We start from the raw sequence: 19774 nt of genomic DNA, 5'->3' as shown, positions 1-19774 counted from the left end.
TCACTCCCGGGTCCGGCGGGGGCGCTCAGCGGGGGCGCTCGTGGTGGGTGCTTCGGAGGTGGCGGGCACGCTCGTGGCCGGAGCGCTGCTCGCGGGTCCGCCGGTGGGCGGCGGGGGAGCGGTGCGGGGAGGCGTGAAGGTGGTTCCGGGGGCGTCCGGAGGCGCGGAGCGCGGGGAAGGCGGTGGGCCGGAGGAGCTGCTCGGCGGAGGCGGCGGTGCCGGGTCGGCCGGCGTGGATGGGGCTTCCGACGTCCCGCTCGACGACGCCGGCCGCTCGGACCTCGACGGGCCGGAGGACGGCGCGGACGGCGCGGACGGTGAGGATGGTGCGGACGGCGTGGACGGCGAGGACGGCGTGGACGGCGAGGACGGGGATGCGGGACTCGTCGTCGGTCGTGACGGTTCCGGGGGAGTGGTCCCACCACCGGACGGACTCCCGTCCTTCACCACGCTCAGCGTGACGTGCGTCCCGAAACGCAGCTCGGCCCCGGCGGCCGGATCGGACGCCGTGACCCGCGCGCCGTCCGGCGGCAGCTCCTCCCCGTCGTACGCGACCGCCAGCCCCCGCCCGGCCAGCCGCCGGCTCGCCTCACCGAACGTGGTGCCGATGAGGGACGGCACCGCCCGCCGCTTCCTCGTGTCGAAGGCGGTGTCCTCCTCGCCCGCCGTCCCCACGGGCCGCTCGATGCCCCGGCCGGGATCCTCCACATCGACGAGGGCGATCCGCTCCAGTTCGTGGGAGGCGGGCCGTACGACCACGACCTCGGAACGGTCGTACCCCTTCCACCGCTCGTTTCCGCCGTCGAACGAGACGGAAATCCTGTTCCTGTCCCCCTCGAAGGGACGCAGCGGATTTCCGCACGAGCACTTCACCGCCGGCATACCCTGCTCGTCGACCAGAATCGCGATTCCCGCCTGAAGCAGTGCGTTGAAGGGAACAGCCTTTCCCTTTTTGTAGTCGTGGTTCCGCACCAGAGTGTCGTGACGCAGGAGAACAGGGGTGAGCCCGTCGAGATACCCCGGTATCTCATCCGTACGGAGATCCAGCGCCCCGGCCCAGGCACGTGCCTTGCGGTCGTTGCGCGGCTCGGTGAGATACCGCTTCAACCGCGCGACGTCGCAGATCGCCGCCTCGGCGGTGCCCCCGTACAGGCCGGGCGTGTCCCCCTGCCGGAGACCGCCGTGAGCGGGCCGCGACCGCACGTCGGCATCCCGCCCGAGTCCGCTGCGCTCGTCGAAGAACGGCGCGAGGGAGGCGGCTCCCGCGGCCACCGCCTTCACGTCGAACAAAGGTGCACCTGAATCGCACCCACTGGCGACAAGAAGTAATGACGACAGGACGGCGATCTTCCGAATCGCCGCTTTTCCCGCCCTGTGCGTGAACGCGTGAAGTGCCATCACCGCTCCCCCCTGCGGTTCCCCCGACGCATTCATGCTACCGGTGGAAAATCCCCGTTCAAGGGGATCGGGGAGACGGTGAACTCAGTTCCCGCGTGCGTTCAGTGAGGCCAGGTAGGCGTTGTACGCCTCGAGTTCCTTGTCCCCGTCCCGGTCGGCGGCACGGTCCTCGCGCCTGGCCTGCCGCTGGTCCGAGGCGTACCACTGGAACAGCAGCGCGAGCAGTACCAGTACGGAGGGGACCTCGCTGAACGCCCAGGCGATACCGCCGGCCGCGTTCTGGTCGGACAGCGCGTCGACGGCGAGCGAGCCGGGCGGGTTCTCGAAGGTCGTGACCATCGGCGTCGACGCCATCATCAGCGCGATGCCGAAGAACGCGTGGAACGGCATGCCCGCGAACAGCTCCAGCATCCGCATCAGATACCCCGGCCGGTGCGGCCCCGGATCCACCCCCATGATCGGCCAGAAGAAGACCAGGCCGACGGCGAGGAAGTGCACCATCATCGCGATGTGCCCCACCTTTGAGCCCATCAGGAAGTCGAACAGCGGGGTGAAGTACAGGCCGTACAGGCTCGCGATGAACAGGGGGATGGTGAACACCGGGTGGGTGACGACCCGCATGTAGCGGCTGTGCAGCAGCATCAGCAGCAGCTCGCGCGGCCCCTTCCGGCCCCGCCCGGCCGGCGGCAGCGCGCGCAGGGCCAGGGTGATCGGGGCGCCGAGCAGGATCAGGATCGGCGACACCATGCTGATCACCATGTGCTGCACCATGTGCACGCTGAACATGACCATGCCGTAGTCGTTCAGCCTGGTGCACATCATGAGCCCGATGCTCAGCACACCGGCGACGAACGCGACGGTCCGCCCCACCGGCCACTTGTCACCGCGCCGCACCAGCCGGACCACACCCCAGCCGTACAGTGCCAGCCCGAGCAGGCAGGCGATGAGGAAGAAGGAGTCCGCCGACCAGCCGAGCCCTCGCCCCAGCGTGAACGGCGGCAGATCCATGGTCATGCCGTGCCCGCCGTGATCCATCCACCGGCTCCTGTTTCGTGGGGGTTGTACGCAGTCTGTCCGCACTCAGAGTACGACCGACCCCGGCCACACCTGTGACCGGGGTCGGGAGACACCCTCCAGGGGCGCGGGACCGTATCGGCATGCGGCTCCGCCGCGTGGGCGCGACACCCCGCGGACCGCCCGCGGCCCGCGGGGAACCGCCGGCCCCGAGCGTTACCGGCGTTTCACAGAACGCACTCCGCCTCCGCGTACCGTTCCTCCGGCACCGTCTTCAGCGTCTCCACCGCCTCCGCGAGAGACACCATCACGATGTCGGTCCCGCGCAGCGCGGTCATCCGCCCGAACTCCCCCCGGTGCACCGCCTCCACCGCGTGCCACCCGAACCGCGTGGCCAGCACCCGGTCGTACGCCGTGGGCGTCCCCCCGCGCTGCACATGCCCGAGGATCACCGGCCGCGCCTCCTTGCCGAGCCGCGACTCCAGCTCCAGGGAGAGCTGCCGCGCGATGCCGGCGAACCGCTCGTGGCCGTAGACGTCCTTGCCGCCCTCGTCGAAGTCCATGGTCCCGGCCTTCGGCTTGGCCCCCTCCGCGGCGACCACGATCGCGAACCGCTTGCCGGCCGAGAACCGCGCGCCGACCTTCGCGGTCAGCTCGTCGATGTCGAAGGGCCGTTCGGGCACGACGACGGCGTGCGCGCCGGCCGCCATGCCGGAGTGCAGCGCGATCCAGCCCGTGTGCCGGCCCATGACCTCGACGATCAGCACCCGCTGGTGCGACTCGGCGGTGGTCTTCAGCCGGTCCAGGGCCTCGGTCGCCACGCCGACGGCCGTGTCGAAACCGAAGGTGACGTCGGTGACGGCGATGTCGTTGTCGATGGTCTTCGGCACACCCACTATCGGCAGGCCGTTGTCCGACAGCAGCCGGGCCGCCTTCAGCGTGCCCTCACCGCCGATCGGGATGATCGCGTCCAGGCCGAGCTCCCGGACGTGCCCCTTGGCCCGCTCCACGCCGTCCCGCAGGTGCTCGGGGCGGACCCGGGAGGAGCCGAGGATGGTGCCGCCGCGGGCGAGGATGCCGCTCACGGCGTCGAGGTCGAGCTTGAGGTAGTCGCACTCCAGGAGGCCCTTCCAGCCGTCCCGGAAGCCGATGACCTCGTCGCCGTGGTCGACGACGGCACGGTGCACGACGGACCGGATGACGGCGTTCAGGCCGGGGCAGTCGCCGCCGGACGTGAGGACACCAATGCGCATAGCCCGAAACAACCTTCTCGAAGTGGGCCGGGACCGGACCGCGTCGTCCGGCTCGATCTCCGCCACCCTAGCCGCTCCGGGGGGCGGGGCCGCACCTGGCGTCCGCCTGCTGGACGACCCCGCTCACCTGTGCGGACCAGCCGTCAGACGGGCCGGTTGCGCCGGGGTCTCGGGAGGTTGTCCGCAGGCGGACGGAGACTCACGCGGGCTGCTGCTGCGCCGCCGCGATGCGCTCGCCCCGCAGCGCCTCGTACCAGCGGTCGTCGGTCGGCGGCAGCGCGTTGACGTCGAGCGCCAGCTTCAGCAGCAGGTCCGCGATCTGCGGGTTGCGGGCCAGCACCGGACCGTGCATGTACGTACCGAAGACGGTCTCGTTGAACGCGCCCTCCGTGCCGTCCCCGGTGCCGTTGCCGTTGCCGAAGCGCACCTGGGCGAGCGGGCGGGCCGAAGGACCCAGGTGGGTGACGCCCTGGTGGTTCTCGAACCCGGTCAGCGGGGGCAGGCCCAGCTGCGGATTGACGTCCCCCAGCACGTCGCCGACGCACCGGGCACCCTCACCGCGTACCGAGACCACGTCGAGCAGGCCGAGACCGGGCTCGCGCTGGCCGAGGTCGTTGATGAACTCGTGGCCGAGGATCTGGTAGCCGGCGCAGACCGAGAAGACGATCGCGCCGTTGCCCACCGCCCGCTGCAGACCGCCGTCGCGGCGCAGCCGCTCGGCGGCCAGCCGCTGCGGACGGTCCTCGCCGCCGCCGATCAGGTAGATGTCGCCGGAGGTCGGGATCGGCTGGTCGCTGCGCACGTCGAGCCGCGCCACGTCCAGGCCGCGCTGCCGGGCCCGGCGCTCCACGACGAGGACGTTGCCCTGGTCGCCGTAGGTGCTGAGCAGGTCCGGGTAGATCCACACGACCCGCAGCTGGTTGTCGCTCACTTCAAGTCCCCTGGGGTGTCGTTGGTCAGTTGCCGACGCGGCGGCGCAGGTCCTGGAACGCGGTGTAGTTGGCGATGACCTCGATCCGGCCCGGCGGACACAGCTGCACCGCCTGGTCGAGGTTCTCGCAGACCTGGAACTGCTGGTTCGCGACCTCCAGGCGCACCGCGAGGTCCAGCTTCCGGTCACCGATGACGCAGATCGGGTGGCCGGTCAGCCGGGTGTAGTCGACGTCCCACAGCCAGGAGGTGTCGGTGCCGTCGGCGCCGCGCGCGTTCACCGAGAGGATCACCGGGGTGGGCGGCGGGTCGATCAGCGAGAACGTCTCCAGCCAGCCCGCGGGGTTCTTGGCGAGCAGCAGCCGCAGATCACGGCCCTCGAACTGGACCACGTCGTAGCGGCCGGCCACGGCCTGCACCTGGTACATGCGCTCCAGGGCGACCTGCGGCGGCACCCCGAAGACGGCGGCGACGGCCGCGGAGCTCGCGGCGTTGGCCTTGTTGGCGCGGCCCGGCAGCTGGAGGTGGATCGGCCAGGCGGAGCCGTGCGGGTCGAGGACGTGGTCGCCGGAGAGCGCCCAGCTCGGCGTCGGCCGGCGGAAGCCGCACTCGCTGCAGAACCAGTCGTCGCCCGGGCGCTGCATCACACCGCCGCAGGACGGGCAGGACCAGGCGTCGTCCTTCCACATCTGGCCGGCGGCCACCCAGATCACGTTGGGGGAGGAGGACGCGGCCCACACCACCAGCGGGTCGTCGGCGTTGGCGACGATCACGGCCTTGGAGCCGGCCAGGCCCTCGCGCCAGTTCTCCGCGAGCATCCGCGTCTCGGCGGCGCGGTCGAGCTGGTCGCGGGAGAGGTTGAGCAGCGCGATGCACTTGGGGTCGGTGTCCCGGGCGACGCCCGCGAGGTACTTCTCGTCGACCTCGATGACGCCGAACCTGGCATCCGAGCCGCCGGCCAGCGCCGAGGTGATGCCGGCCGGCATGTTGGCGCCGAGCGCGTTGGAGACGACCGGCCCGGCGGCCTTGAGGGCCTCGGCGATGAGCCGGGTGGTGGTGGTCTTGCCGTTGGTCGCCGAGACCAGGGTCACGTCCAGGTGCTGCGCGAGCCGGGCCAGGAGATCGGGGTCGAGTTTGAGCGCCACCCGGCCGCCGATCACCGAACCGCTGCCGCGCCCGGCGGCGCGGGATGCCGCCGCGACCGCCTTGCCGGCGGTCACGGCCAGCTTGGCCCGCGGCGTGAGCGGGTCCGAGTTGCCTGCCATCAGTTCTCGATCCTCCTTGCGTACGCGCCGCGTCTGTGCCTGACGGCCACGTGGTGAGACCTCAGCCTATCGAGATCCGTTCGCACTCCAGAACCGCGGCACCATCGTGAGACGGGCGTTGCTGGGAGGACCGTACTCTGACGGTCATGCGACAAGGCTCCATCCCCGGCGTCCACGGACGTGTACGGCCCCTCACCCTGCTCGGCGACCCGGTGCTGCACGCGCCCTGCCGGGAGGTCACCGGCTTCGGTCCGGAACTCGCACGGCTGGTGGACGATTTGTTCGCCACGATGTACGCGGCGCGGGGTGTGGGCCTGGCCGCCAACCAGATCGGCGAGCCGCTGCGGGTGTTCGTCTACGACTGCCCGGACGACGAGGACGTCCGGCACCTGGGCCATGTGGTGAACCCGCGGCTGGTGGAGACGGACGGGGTGGTGGTGCGCGGCCCCGAGGGCTGTCTGTCCCTGCCCGGCCTGGAGGCGGGGACGGAGCGGTACGACCACGCGGTCGTCGAGGGCTTCACGGCGACCGGCGAGCCGGTCACCGTCCACGGCACGGGTTTCTTCGCCCGGTGTCTGCAGCACGAGTGCGACCACCTGGAGGGCCGGATCTACGCCGACCGCCTGACGGGCCGGCGCCACCGGAAACTGATGCGGCAGGTGGCCCGGGCCTCCTGGCGCCGGGTGGACTGAACACCCCGGGGGCGCGGGGCCGCGTCGAGGCGCGGCCCCGCCGCGTGGGCCCGGCCGGCCGCACACAATCTGCACGCGATCTGTGGAGATCAGAACCCCGGACCTCCCACCTTGTCCCCCGCCGCCGCGAGGCGCCCCCACAGCAGATCGGCCAGACTGCGCACCAACTCCGCCCGCGAGCAGGGCCGTTCGCCCAGCCACCAGTCGCCGGCCGCGTGCATCATGCCGACGATGCCGTGCCCCCACACCCGGGCCAGCCGCCGGCCGTCCGGCCCGAGGTCCAGCCGGTCCCCGATGACCTGGGCCAGCTCCTCGCCCATCCGGCGCAGCAGCGGCGCCGAGTGCTTGCCGACGTCGAAGCCCTGGTCACTCTGCGACTCCTCCGCCGGGTGCATCAGGAACCGGTACACCTGGGGCCGTGCCTCGATCGCCGAGAGGTAGGTGTCCAGGGTGGTCTCGACCCGTTCGCGCCGGTCGGCCGGGGCGTCCAGGGCGGCCCGCAGCGAGTCCAGCAGCGCGTCGGTGTGCCGCTTGGCCAGGGCGGCGTAGAGTCCTCCCTTGTCACCGAAGTGCCGGTAGAGGATCGGCTTGGTGATGCCGGCCTCGGCGGCGATCGCGTTCATCGAGGCACCCGGCCCGTCGCGCAGCACCACCCGGTCGGCGGCCTCCAGCAGCTCGCGCCGGCGTCGGTCGGCGGACCGCTGCTGATCGGTCCGCTGTGTGGTGTTCATGATCTCTCCCCACCCGTGCTGATTCGGTGACGCCTGCGCAAACTAACACTGAAGGTGATCCGGTCATCGAACGGGATGCCGGGGGGTCCGGGGGAGTTGACTTTTCCTACCCGCCGGTAACAGACTCGGAGTTACCGCAAGTAACATGCATGTGCGCCGCTGGAGGGGACATGGCCGAGTTCACCATGGAGCTCAACGACGAACAGAAGGAGGTCCGGGACTGGCTGCACGGCTTCGCCGCCGATGTGATCCGCCCCGCAGCCGCCGAATGGGACGAGCGTGAGGAGACTCCCTGGCCGGTCATCCAGGAGGCCGCCAAGGTCGGCATCTACTCCCTGGACTTCTACGCCCAGCAGTACTTCGACGCAACCGGCCTCGGCATCCCGATGGCCATGGAGGAGCTCTTCTGGGGCGACGCCGGCATCGCCCTGTCGATCGTCGGCACCGGCCTGGCCGCCGTCGGCGTCCTCGCCAACGGCACCGAGGAGCAGATCGGCACCTGGATCCCCCAGATGTACGGCGACGCAAGCGACGTCAAGGTCGCCGCCTTCTGCTCCTCCGAGCCCGACGCCGGCTCCGACGTCGCCTCGATGCGCACCCGCGCGGTGTACGACGAGGCCAAGGACGAGTGGGTGATCAACGGCACCAAGACCTGGGCGACCAACGGCGGCATCGCCAACGTCCACGTCGTGGTCGCGGTCGTCGACCCCGAGCTCGGCTCCAAGGGCCACGCCTCCTTCATCGTCCCGCCGGGCACCCCGGGCCTGTCCCAGGGCCAGAAGTTCAAGAAGCACGGCATCCGCGCCTCGCACACCGCCGAGGTCGTCCTCGACAACGTGCGCGTGCCCGGCTCCTGCCTGCTCGGCGGCAAGGAGAAGCTGGACGAGCGCCTCGCCCGCGCCCGCGAGAAGGCCAGGCAGGGCGGTGAGCGCGTGAAGAACGCCGCCATGGCCACCTTCGAGGCGTCCCGGCCCGCCGTCGGCGCCATGGCGGTGGGCACCGCCCGCGCGGCGTACGAGGTCGCCCTCGACTACGCGACCACGCGCGAGCAGTTCGGCCGCCCGATCATCGACAACCAGGGCGTCGCCTTCCAGCTCGCCGACATGCGTACCCGGATCGACGCCGCCCGCCTGCTGGTGTGGCGCGCCTCCTGGATGGCGATCAACGGCAAGCCGTTCACGGCGGCCGAGGGTTCGATGTCCAAGCTGTTCGCCAGCGAGACGGCCAAGAAGGTCACCGCCCAGGCCATACAGATCCTCGGCGGCAACGGCTACACCCGCGAGTACCCGGTGGAGCGCATGCACCGCGACGCCGCGATCTACACCATCTTCGAGGGCACGAGCGAGATCCAGCGCCTGGTGATCGCCCGCACCCTGTCGGGCATGCCCATCCGCTGAGGCCGGCCACCCGGACGACCCGGCGGTGCGGACGGCACCGCCGGGTTACCCCTGCCCCGCTCCCGGGAAAGGCTCGTGCGTGACCGACGCGACGGAGGACGCGATGACACGCACGGCCCGGGAACTGCTGGAGACGACCACCAGGGAACTCGCCCCCGACCCGGGGTCCAACCCCCTGATCCCCCTGATCGCCCGCGGCGAGGCCGACCGGGCCGTCCTGGCCGCGCTCGCCCTGGAGCAGCGTCGGGTGATCCCGGCGGACCGCCGCGCCTTCCTGCACCTGGCGGAACGGGCCGATCCGAAGTCGGCCGCGTACTTCACCGCCCTGGCCGAGGGCGAGACCCTGGCGGCGGAACACCTGGAGACGTTCACGGCCGCGTGCGGCGTGGACGAGACCCGGGCGGACGCGTACACCCCCCTGCCGGGCTGCCAGTCCTACCCCGCGTACGTGGCCTGGCTGGCCCTCAACGCGGACCCGTCCGACGTGGTCCTGGCCCTGACGGCGAACTTCTCGGCCTGGGGTGGCTACTGTGCGACGATCGCGAAGGCCCTGCGCACCCACTACGGCTTCACGGAAGAGCCCTGTGCCTTCTTCGACTTCTTCGCGCAGCCGTCCCCCGACCTGGACCGCATGGCCACCGAGGCAGTCCAGGCAGCGCTGGACGAGGAAACCTTGAACGAACCTCGCGCACACCAGTACGCCCACTTGCTCCAGACCTACGAGGCGATGTTCTGGACAACTCTGGGGGAAACATCCTAGGGGCGCGGGGCTGCGTTCGATATGCGGCTCCGCCGCGTGGGCGCGATCAACCACAGACGACCCGCACCCGGCAACGAAACACTGCGCCCTACGGCGTACCACTGCTGTGGGCGATACACGCCACGTCGATCCGATCGGCGAGCTTCGCCAGCTCGATGGTCAACGCGGCCACCGTGTCCTCATCGAGCCCTTCCTCCCCCGCCTCGACGAGCCGGACCCACCGCCCGCCCACCGTACGCAGCAGCTTGCTGACATCGGCAGCGGAAACCTGGAGGGTCCCGCGGTCGTCGACGATCAGAGGCAGAGTCACTTCGCGGTTCACAGTCGGGATCGTAGCCGCGCGGACATCACGCACCCTGCCAAACCGTCGTGATGTTGCAGAACTCGCGGATTCCGTGCCCGGACAGCTCACGCCCGTACCCCGACCGCTTCACCCCGCCGAACGGGAACGCCGGATGGGACGCCGTCATCCCGTTCACATACACACTGCCGGCCTCCAGATCCCGTACGAACCGGTCGACCTCGGCCTCGTCGCGGGTCCAGACGTTGGAACTCAGCCCGAAGTCGGTGTCGTTGGCGATCAGGACCGCCTCGTCGACGTCCGCCGCGCGGTAGAGGGTGGCGACCGGGCCGAAGGCCTCCTCGCGGTGGATGCGCATCTCCCGGCCGATGCCGGCCAGGACGGTCGGCGGGTAGAACCAGCCGGGCCCGTCGGGGCGCTCGCCGCCGCACAGCACGGTGGCGCCCGCGCGTACGGCGTCGTCGACCAGTTCCTCCAGGTCGCTGCGGCCCTTCTCGCTGGAGAGGGGGCCGACGTCGGTCTCCTCGTCCATCGGGTCGCCGACCTTCAGCGCCCTCATGCCCGCGACGAAGCGTTCGGCGAAGGCGTCGTAGACGTCCGTGTGCACGATGAACCGCTTGGCGGCGATGCAGGACTGCCCCGTGTTCTGCGTCCGCGCGGTGACCGCCACCTCGGCGGCCCGGTCCAGGTCGGCGGAGGGCATGACCACGTACGGGTCGCTGCCGCCCAGCTCCAGCACCGTCTTCTTGATCATCTCCCCGGCGGTGGAGGCGACCGCGCGGCCCGCGGGCTCGCTGCCGGTGAGGGTGGCCGCCTTCACCCGCTCGTCCCGCAGGAGGTCGTCGACCGCGGCGGAGCCGATGAGCAGGGTCTGGAAGCAGCCCTCGGTGAAGCCCGCGCGGTGGAACAGGTCCTCCAGGTACAGGGCGGTCTGCGGCACGTTCGAGGCGTGCTTGAGCAGTCCCACGTTGCCCGCCATCAGCGCGGGCGCGGCGAACCGCACCACCTGCCACAGCGGGAAGTTCCACGGCATCACGGCGAGCACCGGGCCGAGCGGCCGGTAGCGCACCAGGACCCGGGAGGCGCCGGAGTCCTTCACGTCGGAGGCGTCGGGTTCCTCGTCGGAGAGGAGTTCCGCCGCGTGATCGGCGTACCAGTGCATCGCCTTGGCGCACTTCGCGGCCTCCGCGCGGGCCTGCTTGACCGGCTTGCCCATCTCCGTGGTGATCACCCGGCCGATGGTCTCCCGGTCCTCGTCGAGGATCTCGGCGGCCCGGTGCATCAGACGCGCACGCTCCTCGAAGGTCGTCGTCCGGTACGTCCGGAACGTGGCCTCCGCGAGCTGGATCCGGTGCCCGATCTCCTCCTCGTCCATGGGGTGGTACGTCTTGACCGTCTCGCCGTTCGCCGGGTTCACCGTGGCGATGTGCATCGCTGACCTCCCTGGGGCGGGCTGTGCTTTCCGACCTTCCCGCGCGGTGGTGGGCGGCGCAACGCGGGAGGTCTCCTCAGGGCGAGTGCTCCGCCAGGCGGTCGAGAAACGCGGTCTGCGCGCCGACGATCACTTCGCGGGCCCGGTCCAGGGGGAACCACGCCACCCGGTCCAGCTCCGGGAACTCCTGGATCCGCCCCGACCTGGGCGGCCACTCCATGGTGAAGGTGCCGGGGACGACCGCCGCCGGGTCGAGGTCCGCTTCCACCGCCCAGGCCGTGACGGTCTTCCCGCCGGACTGCCGGACCTCCCCGAGCGGCAGTGCCTCCCCGTCCGGCGGCGGCAGCCCCAGCTCCTCCCGGAACTCGCGGCGCGCCGCCTCCCAGGCCGGCTCACCGGGGTCGTACTCGCCCTTCGGCACGGTCCACGCCCCGTTGTCCCGCCGGGCGAAGAACGGGCCGCCCATATGACCGAGCAACACCTCGACGCCCTGACCGGTGTGTCGGAACAACAGCAGCCCGGCGCTCCGGGCGCCCCTCACGGCCGTACCCCGGGGTGCGCGGCGAGCAGGGTCTCGACCGTGTCCGCCTCCTCGGGGCGCTTGTCCTCGCGGTAGCGGATCACGCGGGCGAAGCGGAGGGCGACGCCGGCCGGGTAGCGGGTGGAGCGCTGGAGGCCGTCGTAGGCGATCTCCACGACGAGTTCGGGACGCACCGTCACGACGTAGCCGCTCTCGTCGACCGCCAGTTCCCGCAGCCGCTCGGTCTGCCAGGCCAGCATCGCGTCGGTCAGGCCCTTGAAGGTCTTGCCGAGCATGGCGAAGCCGCCGTCGGCGGTGCGGGCGCCCAGGTGCAGATTGGAGAGCTTCCCGGTGCGGCGGCCGTGGCCCCACTCGGCGGCCAGCACCACCAGGTCGAGCGTGTGGACGGGCTTGACCTTCAGCCAGGACGCGCCGCGCCGGCCCGCGCTGTAGGGGGCGTCCAGACCCTTGGCCACGACGCCCTCGTGGCCGCGCTCCAGCGTCTCGGCGAGGAACCCCTCCGCCGCGCCCAGATCCCCGGGCCCCGACACGAGGGTGCGCCGCACCCGCATGGGCTCCGGGACCAGCCGGGCCAGCTCCGCGTGGCGCTCGGTGAACGGCAGGTCCAGCAGGTCGCGGCCGTCGACGGAGAGCGCGTCGAAGAAGACGGGGGAGACGGGGACCTCCCGTGCGGCCGTGGCCACGTCCACCCGGGAGCCGACCCGTCCGGCGGTCTCCTGGAACGAGCGGGGGCGGCCGTCCTCGTCGAAGGAGATGACCTCCCCGTCCAGGATGAACCGCTCGCCCCGCAACCCCCGCGCCGCCGCCGTCACTTCCGGCAGCCGGCTCGTGATGTCGTCGAGGGTGCGGGTGTGCACGCGCACGGTGTCCCCGTCGCGGTGCACCTGGACGCGGATGCCGTCCAGCTTCTCCTCGACCGCGCAGGCCCCCAGCTTCTCCACCGCCTCCGCGACCGAGGAGGCGCTGTGCGCCAGCATCGGCAGCACCGGCCGGCCCACGGTCAGCCGGAACCGCTCCAGCGCCCCGGGGCCGTCCGCCAGCAGCGCCCCGGCCACCGACTGGAGCGAACCGGCCAGCATCACCGCCCGCCGCACATCGGCCGGCGGCGCTCCCGTCGCCCGCGCCAGCCCTTCGACCGCGACCGCGTCCAGGGCGCCCTGCCGGACCTCACCGGTGAGCAGCCCGGACAGGAACCGCTGCTCCTCCTCGGTGGACGCGCCCAGCAGCTCGCCGACCAGGCGGGCCCGCTCGGCCTGCGATCCCGGACCGGACACCTCGCCGAGCGTGGTGAGCAGCGCGTCGACCTCGCGTACCGTCAGCGACGGCTCGGCGGCGGGGGCGACCGGACGGCTCAGCACCTTCCAGCCGACCCCGATGCGGCCCTGCGGCAGCCGGCCGGCCAGATACGGGATGACGACCGGCACGTCGTCCGCCTCCGCCTCCCGGAACAGCTCGGCGAGCAGCTCGATCTTCCGGGACCGCGCCGAGGTGGCGGCGACCTCCTGGGACACACGGGCCAGCCGGGACAGCAGCATGCAGTCATAGTGCTCCGGGGGCGGGTGTTCCACACCCCCGCCGTCCGGCGCCTACCCGTTCACCGCGGCGTCCAGGCCGGTCATCAGCAGGTCCCCGACGATCGCGGCCGCCGCGCGGTAACCGCCGCTCGCCGCGTGCACCACCTGCTCGGCGAAGCCGATCGCGTTGCCCGCCGCCCAGACCCCGGGCACCGTGGTCAGGCCGGTCGGGTCGATCACCGGGTACGTGCCGAACGGGGTCTCGTTCATCTCGGCGCCCAGCGCCTCCAGCAAAGACGTCTGCGGCACCGGGCGCGGCCCGACGAAGAGCACGGAGCGGGCGTGGGTGGTGCCGTCGGCCAGCCGCACCCCGGTGAGCCGGTCGTCCTCGACCACCAGCTCCGCGACCTCACCGGGCACCACCGCGACCCCGGCGGCGGCCAGCCGGCGCAGGTCCAGGTCGGACAGTTCCTCCTCGGCGACCTCGTGCAGGAAGAAGGTGACGTCCTTCGACCACTGGGACACCATCAGCGCCTGGTGCACGCTCATCGCGCTCGACGCGAGCACGCCGAACGGCTCGTCGCGCACCTCCCAGCCGTGGCAGAACGGGCAGTGCAGCACGTCCCGCCCGAACCGCTCGGCGACCCCGGGGACCGCCGGCATCTCGTCCTTCAGCCCGGTCGCCACGATCAGCCGCCGGGCGCGTACGGCCGGTCCCGCGTCGAGTACGACGGTGAAGTCCTCCCCGTCCTTGGTGACGTCCGTGACCCGGTCCCGGACGAGCTCCACGCCGTAGCGCGCGATCTCCTCCCGGCCCAGCGCCAGGAACTCGGCCGGTGCCATCCCGTCCCGGGACAGATAGCCCTGCATGTGGGACGAGGGCGCGTTGCGCGGCTCGCCCGCGTCGACGACCAGCGTGCGGTGCCGGGCCCGGCCGAGCACCAGCGCGGCGGAGAGTCCCGCCGCCCCGCCGCCGACGACGACCACGTCGTACGTCTCGCTTCCGAATGTCTCGTTCATCTGAGTCCTTTCGTGGATATCCCCGCCTTCAGGCGGGAGCGGGGGGAGCGCCCGCTCGCGGGGAGAAACGACACCCCGGCGGAGCGGGACATGGAGCGAGGTTCCGCGATCAGCGGCGGAAAGCTGTGCCCTGACCGGCGGATTTGGTACTCACAAATAGCTTCGCTAGTTTGTGAGCATGACCACGATGTGCGTGAAGCGGGCGTTCAAGTACCGCTTCCGTCCGACCGATGCGCAGGCGGCCGAGCTGTCGCGCACGTTCGGGTGTGTGCGGAAGGTCTACAACCTGGCCCTCGCCGCCCGCACCGAGGCGTGGGCGCGGCAGGAGCGGGTCAACTACAACCAGACGTCGGCGATGCTGACGGCCTGGAAGAAGACCGAGGAGCTCGCCTACCTGAACGAGGTGTCCTCGGTCCCGCTTCAGCAGTGCCTGCGCCACCTGCAGGCGGCGTTCACCCACTTCTTCGGCAAACAAGCGAAGTATCCGCGGTTCAAGTCGAGGAAGAAGTCCCGCAGGTCGGCCGAGTACACCACCAGCGGCTTCCGTTACCGGGACGGGCGGCTGACGCTGGCGAAGATGGCGCAGCCGCTGGACATCGTGTGGTCCCGGCCACTGCCGGAAGGGGCGCAGCCGTCCACGGTGACGGTCTCGCAGGATGCGGCCGGGCGCTGGTTCGTGTCCCTGCTGTGCGACGACCCCGCCGTCCAGCCCCTCCCGGCCACCGATACGGCGGTCGGCATCGACATGGGCCTGAACCATCTGCTGACCCTCTCCACCGGGGAGAAGATCACCAACCCGAGGCACGAACGCAAGGACCGTACCCGCCTCGCAAAGGCCCAGCGGGAGCTGTCGCGGAAGGCGAAGGGCTCGGCGAACCGGGACAGGGCCCGGCGCAAGGTCGCCCGTATCCATGCCCGTATCGCCGACCGCAGGCGCGACGTGCTGCACAAGCTGACCACTCGACTCGTGCGTGAGAACCAAACGCTCGTGATCGAGGACCTGACCGTACGCACCATGGTCAAGAACCGGAACCTGGCCCGCGCCATCAGTGATGCCGCGTGGTCGCAGTTCCGCGGCATGCTGGAGTACAAGGCCGCCTGGTACGGGCGGGAAGTGATCGCGGTCGACCGCTTCTTCCCCTCCTCCGGACTGTGCTCCGTCTGCGGCACCCTGCGCAAGCAGATGCCGCTCGGCGTCCGTACGTGGACGTGTGAGAGCTGCGGCGCGACCCATGACCGGGACGTGAACGCAGCCGAGAACCTGCTGGCCGTCGGACTGACGGTGTCGGCCTGTGGAGCCGGTGTAAGACCTCAACGGAGAACTCCGGGCGGGCATTCGGCGGTGAAGCAGGAAACCTCACGGCGCAAGCCGTAGGAATCCCCTCCTTCCAGGAGGGGAGGAAGTCAACGTGACCACCTCCACCACGAGAGTCGCCCGGACACTGCCGCATTGACAAACGACTTTGCCGAACCTGCAATACCGGTATGACTACGGACGACGTTCTCGCGGAAGTGGGCCCCCGGCTGCGGCGGATCAGGAAGGAGCGGGAGGTGACCCTCGCGGCGCTGTCCGAAGCGACCGGCATCTCCGTGAGCACCCTTTCCAGGCTGGAGTCCGGCCTGCGCAAACCCAGTCTGGAACTGCTGCTGCCGATCGCGCAGGCCCACCAGGTGCCGCTGGACGAGCTGGTCGGCGCCCCGCCGGTCGGTGACCCGCGCATCCGCGCCTCCCAGCCGATCCAGCGCTACGGCCGCACCTTCTGGCCGCTCACCCGGCAGCCCGGCGGACTCCAGGCGTACAAGGTGCTGGAACCGAAGCGGCGGCTGGAGCCCGAGCCGCGCACCCACGAGGGCTACGAGTGGCTGTACGTGATGTCGGGGAAGCTGCGCCTGGTGCTCGGCGAGCACGACGTCGTACTGGTGGCCGGGGAGGCGGCCGAGTTCGACACGCGGGTGCCGCACTGGTTCGGGTCGACGGGGGAGGGGCCCGTGGAGTTCCTCAGCCTGTTCGGTGCGCAGGGGGAACGGATGCATGTGCGGGCGCGGCCCAGGCAGCCGTGACGGACGCGTCTGCCGGGCGTGACGGACGCGACGGTTCCCTGATCGGCAAGCGACCGCTTAGTATGCGGTGGACCCGGTCAGGCGAACCCGACGTTCACGCTCCCGTGGAGGCCCCGCATGCAGGCATGGCAAGTGCACGAGCTCGGCGAGCCGGGCGAGGTGATGCGCCTCGCGGAGGTGGCCCGGCCGGCACCCGGTGACGGGCAGGTCCTGCTGAAGGTGCGTGCCGCCAACGTCAACTTCCCGGACGCGCTGATGTGCCGGGGCCAGTACCAGGTCAGGCCGCCGCTGCCGTTCACCCCGGGCGTGGAGATCTGCGGCGAGACCGAGGACGGGCGCCGCGTGATCGCCAACCCCGCGCTGCCCCACGGCGGCTTCGCCGAGTACGCCGTCGCGGACGCCGCCGCGCTGCTGCCCGCGCCGGACGCGCTGGACGACGCCGAGGCCGCCGCCCTGCACATCGGCTACCAGACCGGCTGGTTCGGCCTGCACCGCCGGGCCCGCCTGGAGGCCGGCGAGACCCTCCTCGTCCACGCCGCCGCCGGAGGGGTCGGCAGCGCGGCCGTACAGCTCGGCAAGGCCGCCGGCGCCACCGTCATCGGCGTGGCCGGCGGCGCCGCGAAGGCGTCCGTCGCCCGTGAACTGGGCTGCGACGTGGTGATCGACCGGCACGAGCAGGACGTCGTCGCCGCCGTGAAGGAGGCCACCGGCGGCCGGGGCGCCGACGTGATCTACGACCCCGTCGGCGGCCAGGCCTACGCCCAGTCCGCCAAGGCCGTCGCCTTCGAGGGCCGGATCGTCGTCGTCGGCTTCGCCAGCGGGTCCATCCCCAGCCCCGCCCTGAACCACGCCCTCGTCAAGAACTACGCGATCCTCGGCCTGCACTGGGGCCTGTACAACACCAAGAACCCCAAGCTGGTCCGGCACTGCCACGAGCAGCTCACCGAACTCGCCGCGCGGGGCGCGATCAAGCCGCTGGTGAGCGAGCGCGTGCCGCTCGCCGGGGCCGCCGACGCCGTGCAGCGGGTCGCGGACGGTGCCACCACCGGGCGCGTCGCGGTGCTGCCCTCGCCGGAGAACGGAGCCGCCGCATGACCGACGCCGCCGCACTGCGCCGCATCACCCGGGACTTCCTGGCCGAGCACCCTCCGGCCGGCACGGAGCGCCTGGACTTCCTGCGCGCCCGCTTCGACGCCGGACTCGCCTGGGTGCACTTCCCCGAAGGGCTCGGCGGACTCGGTGCCCCGCGCTCGCTCCAGGCCGTCGTGGACGCCGAGCTGGCGGCCGCCGGGGCACCCGACAACGACCCGCGCCGCATCGGCATCGGCCTGGGCATGGCCGCGCCGACCATCCTCCAGTACGGCACCGAGGAGCAGAAGCGGCGCTTCCTGAAGCCCCTGTGGACCGGCGAGGAGGTCTGGTGCCAGCTCTTCAGCGAGCCCGGCGCCGGATCCGACCTGGCCGCCCTCGGCACGCGTGCCGTCCGGGAGGGCGAGGACTGGGTGGTCGACGGGCAGAAGGTGTGGACGTCCAGCGCCCACCTCGCCCGCTGGGCCATCCTCATCGCCCGCACCGACCCGGACGTGCCCAAGCACCGGGGCATCACCTACTTCGTGTGCGACATGACCGACCCCGGTGTCGAGGTGCGGCCGCTGCGCCAGATCACCGGCGAGGCCGAGTTCAACGAGGTCTTCCTCACCGGCGTCCGCATCCCCGACGCCCACCGCCTCGGCGAGGCCGGCGACGGCTGGCGGGTCGCGCAGACCACCCTGAACAACGAACGCGTCGCCATCGGCGGCATGCGGCTGCCCCGCGAGGGCGGCATGATCGGCCCGGTCGCGAAGACCTGGCGCGAACGGCCCGGACTGCGCACCCACGACCTGCACCAGCGGCTGCTGAAGCTCTGGGTCGAGGCGGAGGTCGCCCGGCTCACCGGCGAACGCCTGCGCCAGCAGCTCGTCGCAGGACAGCCCGGACCCGAGGGCGCCGGCATGAAGCTGGCCTTCGCCCGCCTCAACCAGGAGATCAGCGGCCTGGAGGTGGAACTGCGGGGCGAGGAGGGCCTGCTGTACGACGACTGGACCATGCGCCGCCCCGAACTGGTCGACTTCACCGGCCGCGACGCCGGCTACCGCTACCTCCGTTCCAAGGGCAACAGCATCGAGGGCGGGACCAGCGAGGTCCTGCTGAACATCGTCGCCGAGCGCGTCCTGGGCCTGCCCGCCGAGCCGCGCACCGACAAGGACGTCGCGTGGAAGGACCTGGCCCGATGAGCGATCTCCTGTACTCGGAGGAGGAAGAGGCGCTGCGCGCCGCCGTCCGGGACCTGCTCACCGACCACTGCGACGCGGCGGGCGTGATCGCCCGTACCGAGTCGGACGCCCCGCACGACCTGTCCCTGTGGAAGACACTCGCGGACGGCATGGGCCTCGCCGGCCTGCTGGTCCCCGAGGACCGGGGCGGTCAGGGCGCCACCCACCGCGAAGCCGCCGTCGTCCTGGAGGAGTTGGGACGCGCGGTCGCTCCCGTGCCGTATCTGACGAGCGCCGTGGTGGCCACCGAGGCGCTGCTGGCGTGCGAGAACGCAGGCGACCTGCTCACCGAGCTGGCGTCCGGGCGCCGCATCGGCGCCCTCGCCGTCGGCCTGCACACCGCTCCCGGCGCCGCGTTCACCACCGTACGGCTGGAGGACGGCGTACTGCACGGGGAGCTGACCGGTATCGCGGACGCCGCCGTCGCCGACGTACTGCTCGTACCGGCGGACGACGGCGGGCTGTACGCGGTGGAGGCCGGCGCGGCCACCGTCACCCCGCAGGTCTCCCTGGACCTGACCCGTCCGGTGGCCCGGGTGGCCCTGGACGGCGCGCCCGGACGCAGGCTGGGCGACGCGGGAACCGCCGTACCCCGTGCCCTGCGGGCCGGCGCCGGACTGCTCGCCTCGGAGCAACTCGGCTCCGCCGACTGGTCGCTGACGGAGACCGTCCGCTACGTGAAGGACCGCACGCAGTTCAACCGCCCCGTCGGGGGCTTCCAGGCGCTCAAGCACCGGCTCGCCCGGCTCTGGCTGGAGGTCGTCAGCCTCCGCGCCGCCGCGCGGGGCGCCGCCGACGCGCTCGCGACCGGCGAGGACGCCGCCGTGGCGGTCACCGTCGCCCAGGCCTACGCCGCGCCCGTCGCGGTCCGGGCCGCGGAGGAGGCACTGCAACTGCACGGCGGCATCGGCATGACCTGGGAGCACCCGGTGCACCTGCACCTCAAGCGGGCCAAGGCCGACTCGATCGCCTACGGCACGGCGGGCGCCCACCGCGAGGCGCTGGCGGAACTGGTCGATCTGAGAGCGCCCTGACCGGTCGAACGACGGAAGAAGCCCGTCCCTCCGGGGGCGGGCTTCTTCCGCGCGCCCTGTTCCGGCGAGGTGAACGACCGACGGCGGATCGGCCAACTCCCCGCACCATCCTGCTCTTC

At 71.7% G+C, this 19774-nt stretch carries 19 protein-coding genes; 8 read left to right on the top strand and 11 right to left on the bottom strand.

Annotated features, from left to right (window positions below; all coding sequences use genetic code 11):
* The 5 genes from ACF1DX_RS17410 to ACF1DX_RS17390 all read right to left on the bottom strand — a co-directional run bounded on the left by ACF1DX_RS17410 (nucleotide 1) and on the right by ACF1DX_RS17390 (nucleotide 5860).
* Nucleotides 1-1281 carry a DUF6777 domain-containing protein gene (locus ACF1DX_RS17410; RefSeq protein ID WP_391792145.1) on the bottom strand — a complete coding sequence of 427 codons (1281 nt, stop codon included), beginning with the start codon at nucleotides 1279-1281 and terminating at the stop codon, nucleotides 1-3.
* Nucleotides 1282-1482: 201 nt separating this feature from the next.
* The gene (locus ACF1DX_RS17405) at nucleotides 1483-2433 is read right to left on the bottom strand and encodes a cytochrome c oxidase assembly protein (RefSeq protein ID WP_391792014.1); all 951 of its coding nucleotides are present in this window, start codon (nucleotides 2431-2433) and stop codon (nucleotides 1483-1485) included.
* Between the two features lie 206 nt (nucleotides 2434-2639).
* Complete coding sequence (locus ACF1DX_RS17400; RefSeq protein WP_073934695.1) at nucleotides 2640-3665, bottom strand: 6-phosphofructokinase; 1026 nt, start codon at nucleotides 3663-3665, stop codon at nucleotides 2640-2642.
* Between the two features lie 199 nt (nucleotides 3666-3864).
* Nucleotides 3865-4596 carry a type 1 glutamine amidotransferase gene (locus tag ACF1DX_RS17395; RefSeq protein WP_073934696.1) on the bottom strand — a complete coding sequence of 244 codons (732 nt, stop codon included), beginning with the start codon at nucleotides 4594-4596 and terminating at the stop codon, nucleotides 3865-3867.
* Nucleotides 4597-4621: 25 nt separating this feature from the next.
* Nucleotides 4622-5860 carry a MurT ligase domain-containing protein gene (locus tag ACF1DX_RS17390; protein WP_030865523.1) on the bottom strand — a complete coding sequence of 413 codons (1239 nt, stop codon included), beginning with the start codon at nucleotides 5858-5860 and terminating at the stop codon, nucleotides 4622-4624.
* A 146-nt stretch (nucleotides 5861-6006) separates the two neighbouring features.
* Between ACF1DX_RS17390 and def the strand changes: the two genes are divergently transcribed.
* Nucleotides 6007-6552, top strand: coding sequence for a peptide deformylase (gene def / locus ACF1DX_RS17385; RefSeq protein ID WP_391792013.1), 546 nt, complete (start codon nucleotides 6007-6009; stop codon nucleotides 6550-6552).
* A gap of 89 nt (nucleotides 6553-6641) precedes the next feature.
* Here def and ACF1DX_RS17380 read toward each other — a convergent pair whose 3' ends face one another.
* Nucleotides 6642-7283, bottom strand: coding sequence for a TetR family transcriptional regulator (locus ACF1DX_RS17380; protein WP_391792012.1), 642 nt, complete (start codon nucleotides 7281-7283; stop codon nucleotides 6642-6644).
* A gap of 170 nt (nucleotides 7284-7453) precedes the next feature.
* On the opposite strand from ACF1DX_RS17380, the gene ACF1DX_RS17375 reads away from it, so the two are divergent.
* Together ACF1DX_RS17375 and ACF1DX_RS17370 are read left to right on the top strand one after the other, a co-directional pair.
* Nucleotides 7454-8680, top strand: coding sequence for an acyl-CoA dehydrogenase family protein (locus tag ACF1DX_RS17375; RefSeq protein WP_391792011.1), 1227 nt, complete (start codon nucleotides 7454-7456; stop codon nucleotides 8678-8680).
* Between the two features lie 103 nt (nucleotides 8681-8783).
* Nucleotides 8784-9440, top strand: coding sequence for a transcriptional regulator (locus ACF1DX_RS17370; protein ID WP_391792010.1), 657 nt, complete (start codon nucleotides 8784-8786; stop codon nucleotides 9438-9440).
* A gap of 88 nt (nucleotides 9441-9528) precedes the next feature.
* On the opposite strand, the gene ACF1DX_RS17365 is transcribed toward ACF1DX_RS17370, so the two are convergent.
* The 5 genes from ACF1DX_RS17365 to ACF1DX_RS17345 form a co-directional block, all read right to left on the bottom strand.
* Entirely contained in the window at nucleotides 9529-9762 is a 234-nt protein-coding gene (locus ACF1DX_RS17365) for a DUF6213 family protein (RefSeq protein WP_391792009.1), read from the bottom strand.
* A 25-nt stretch (nucleotides 9763-9787) separates the two neighbouring features.
* Nucleotides 9788-11173: an NADP-dependent succinic semialdehyde dehydrogenase gene (locus tag ACF1DX_RS17360; RefSeq protein ID WP_391792008.1), complete on the bottom strand. Its 1386-nt coding sequence runs from the start codon at nucleotides 11171-11173 to the stop codon at nucleotides 9788-9790.
* Between the two features lie 76 nt (nucleotides 11174-11249).
* Complete coding sequence (locus ACF1DX_RS17355) at nucleotides 11250-11714, bottom strand: NUDIX domain-containing protein (protein WP_391792007.1); 465 nt, start codon at nucleotides 11712-11714, stop codon at nucleotides 11250-11252.
* Entirely contained in the window at nucleotides 11711-13249 is a 1539-nt protein-coding gene (locus ACF1DX_RS17350) for an ATP-dependent DNA ligase (protein WP_391792006.1), read from the bottom strand. Before ACF1DX_RS17350 ends, ACF1DX_RS17355 begins: the two co-directional genes overlap by 4 nt.
* Nucleotides 13250-13300: 51 nt before the next feature.
* Nucleotides 13301-14248 (bottom strand): NAD(P)/FAD-dependent oxidoreductase, encoded by a 948-nt coding sequence (locus ACF1DX_RS17345; RefSeq protein WP_391792005.1) that lies wholly within the window; start codon nucleotides 14246-14248, stop codon nucleotides 13301-13303.
* A gap of 178 nt (nucleotides 14249-14426) precedes the next feature.
* Between ACF1DX_RS17345 and ACF1DX_RS17340 the strand changes: the two genes are divergently transcribed.
* The 5 genes from ACF1DX_RS17340 (at nucleotide 14427) to ACF1DX_RS17320 (ending at nucleotide 19655) form a co-directional block, all read left to right on the top strand.
* Entirely contained in the window at nucleotides 14427-15623 is a 1197-nt protein-coding gene (locus ACF1DX_RS17340; RefSeq protein WP_391792004.1) for an RNA-guided endonuclease InsQ/TnpB family protein, read from the top strand.
* 110 nt (nucleotides 15624-15733) lie between these two features.
* Nucleotides 15734-16309 (top strand): helix-turn-helix domain-containing protein, encoded by a 576-nt coding sequence (locus ACF1DX_RS17335; protein WP_391792003.1) that lies wholly within the window; start codon nucleotides 15734-15736, stop codon nucleotides 16307-16309.
* Between the two features lie 117 nt (nucleotides 16310-16426).
* A complete protein-coding gene (locus tag ACF1DX_RS17330; RefSeq protein ID WP_391792002.1) occupies nucleotides 16427-17404 on the top strand; it encodes an NADPH:quinone oxidoreductase family protein in 978 nt (325 codons plus the stop codon).
* The gene (locus tag ACF1DX_RS17325) at nucleotides 17401-18582 is read left to right on the top strand and encodes an acyl-CoA dehydrogenase family protein (protein ID WP_391792001.1); all 1182 of its coding nucleotides are present in this window, start codon (nucleotides 17401-17403) and stop codon (nucleotides 18580-18582) included. Before ACF1DX_RS17330 ends, ACF1DX_RS17325 begins: the two co-directional genes overlap by 4 nt.
* Nucleotides 18579-19655 carry an acyl-CoA dehydrogenase family protein gene (locus ACF1DX_RS17320; protein WP_391792000.1) on the top strand — a complete coding sequence of 359 codons (1077 nt, stop codon included), beginning with the start codon at nucleotides 18579-18581 and terminating at the stop codon, nucleotides 19653-19655. Before ACF1DX_RS17325 ends, ACF1DX_RS17320 begins: the two co-directional genes overlap by 4 nt.
* Nucleotides 19656-19774: the final 119 nt, after the last annotated feature.

Origin of the sequence: Streptomyces sp. NPDC014676 (genome assembly GCF_043084105.1) — a bacterium.
In the GTDB taxonomy this organism is placed as follows: domain Bacteria; phylum Actinomycetota; class Actinomycetes; order Streptomycetales; family Streptomycetaceae; genus Streptomyces.
Note: the sequence above shows the minus strand (reverse complement) of the source record. Positions and strands in the feature narration are given on the sequence as shown.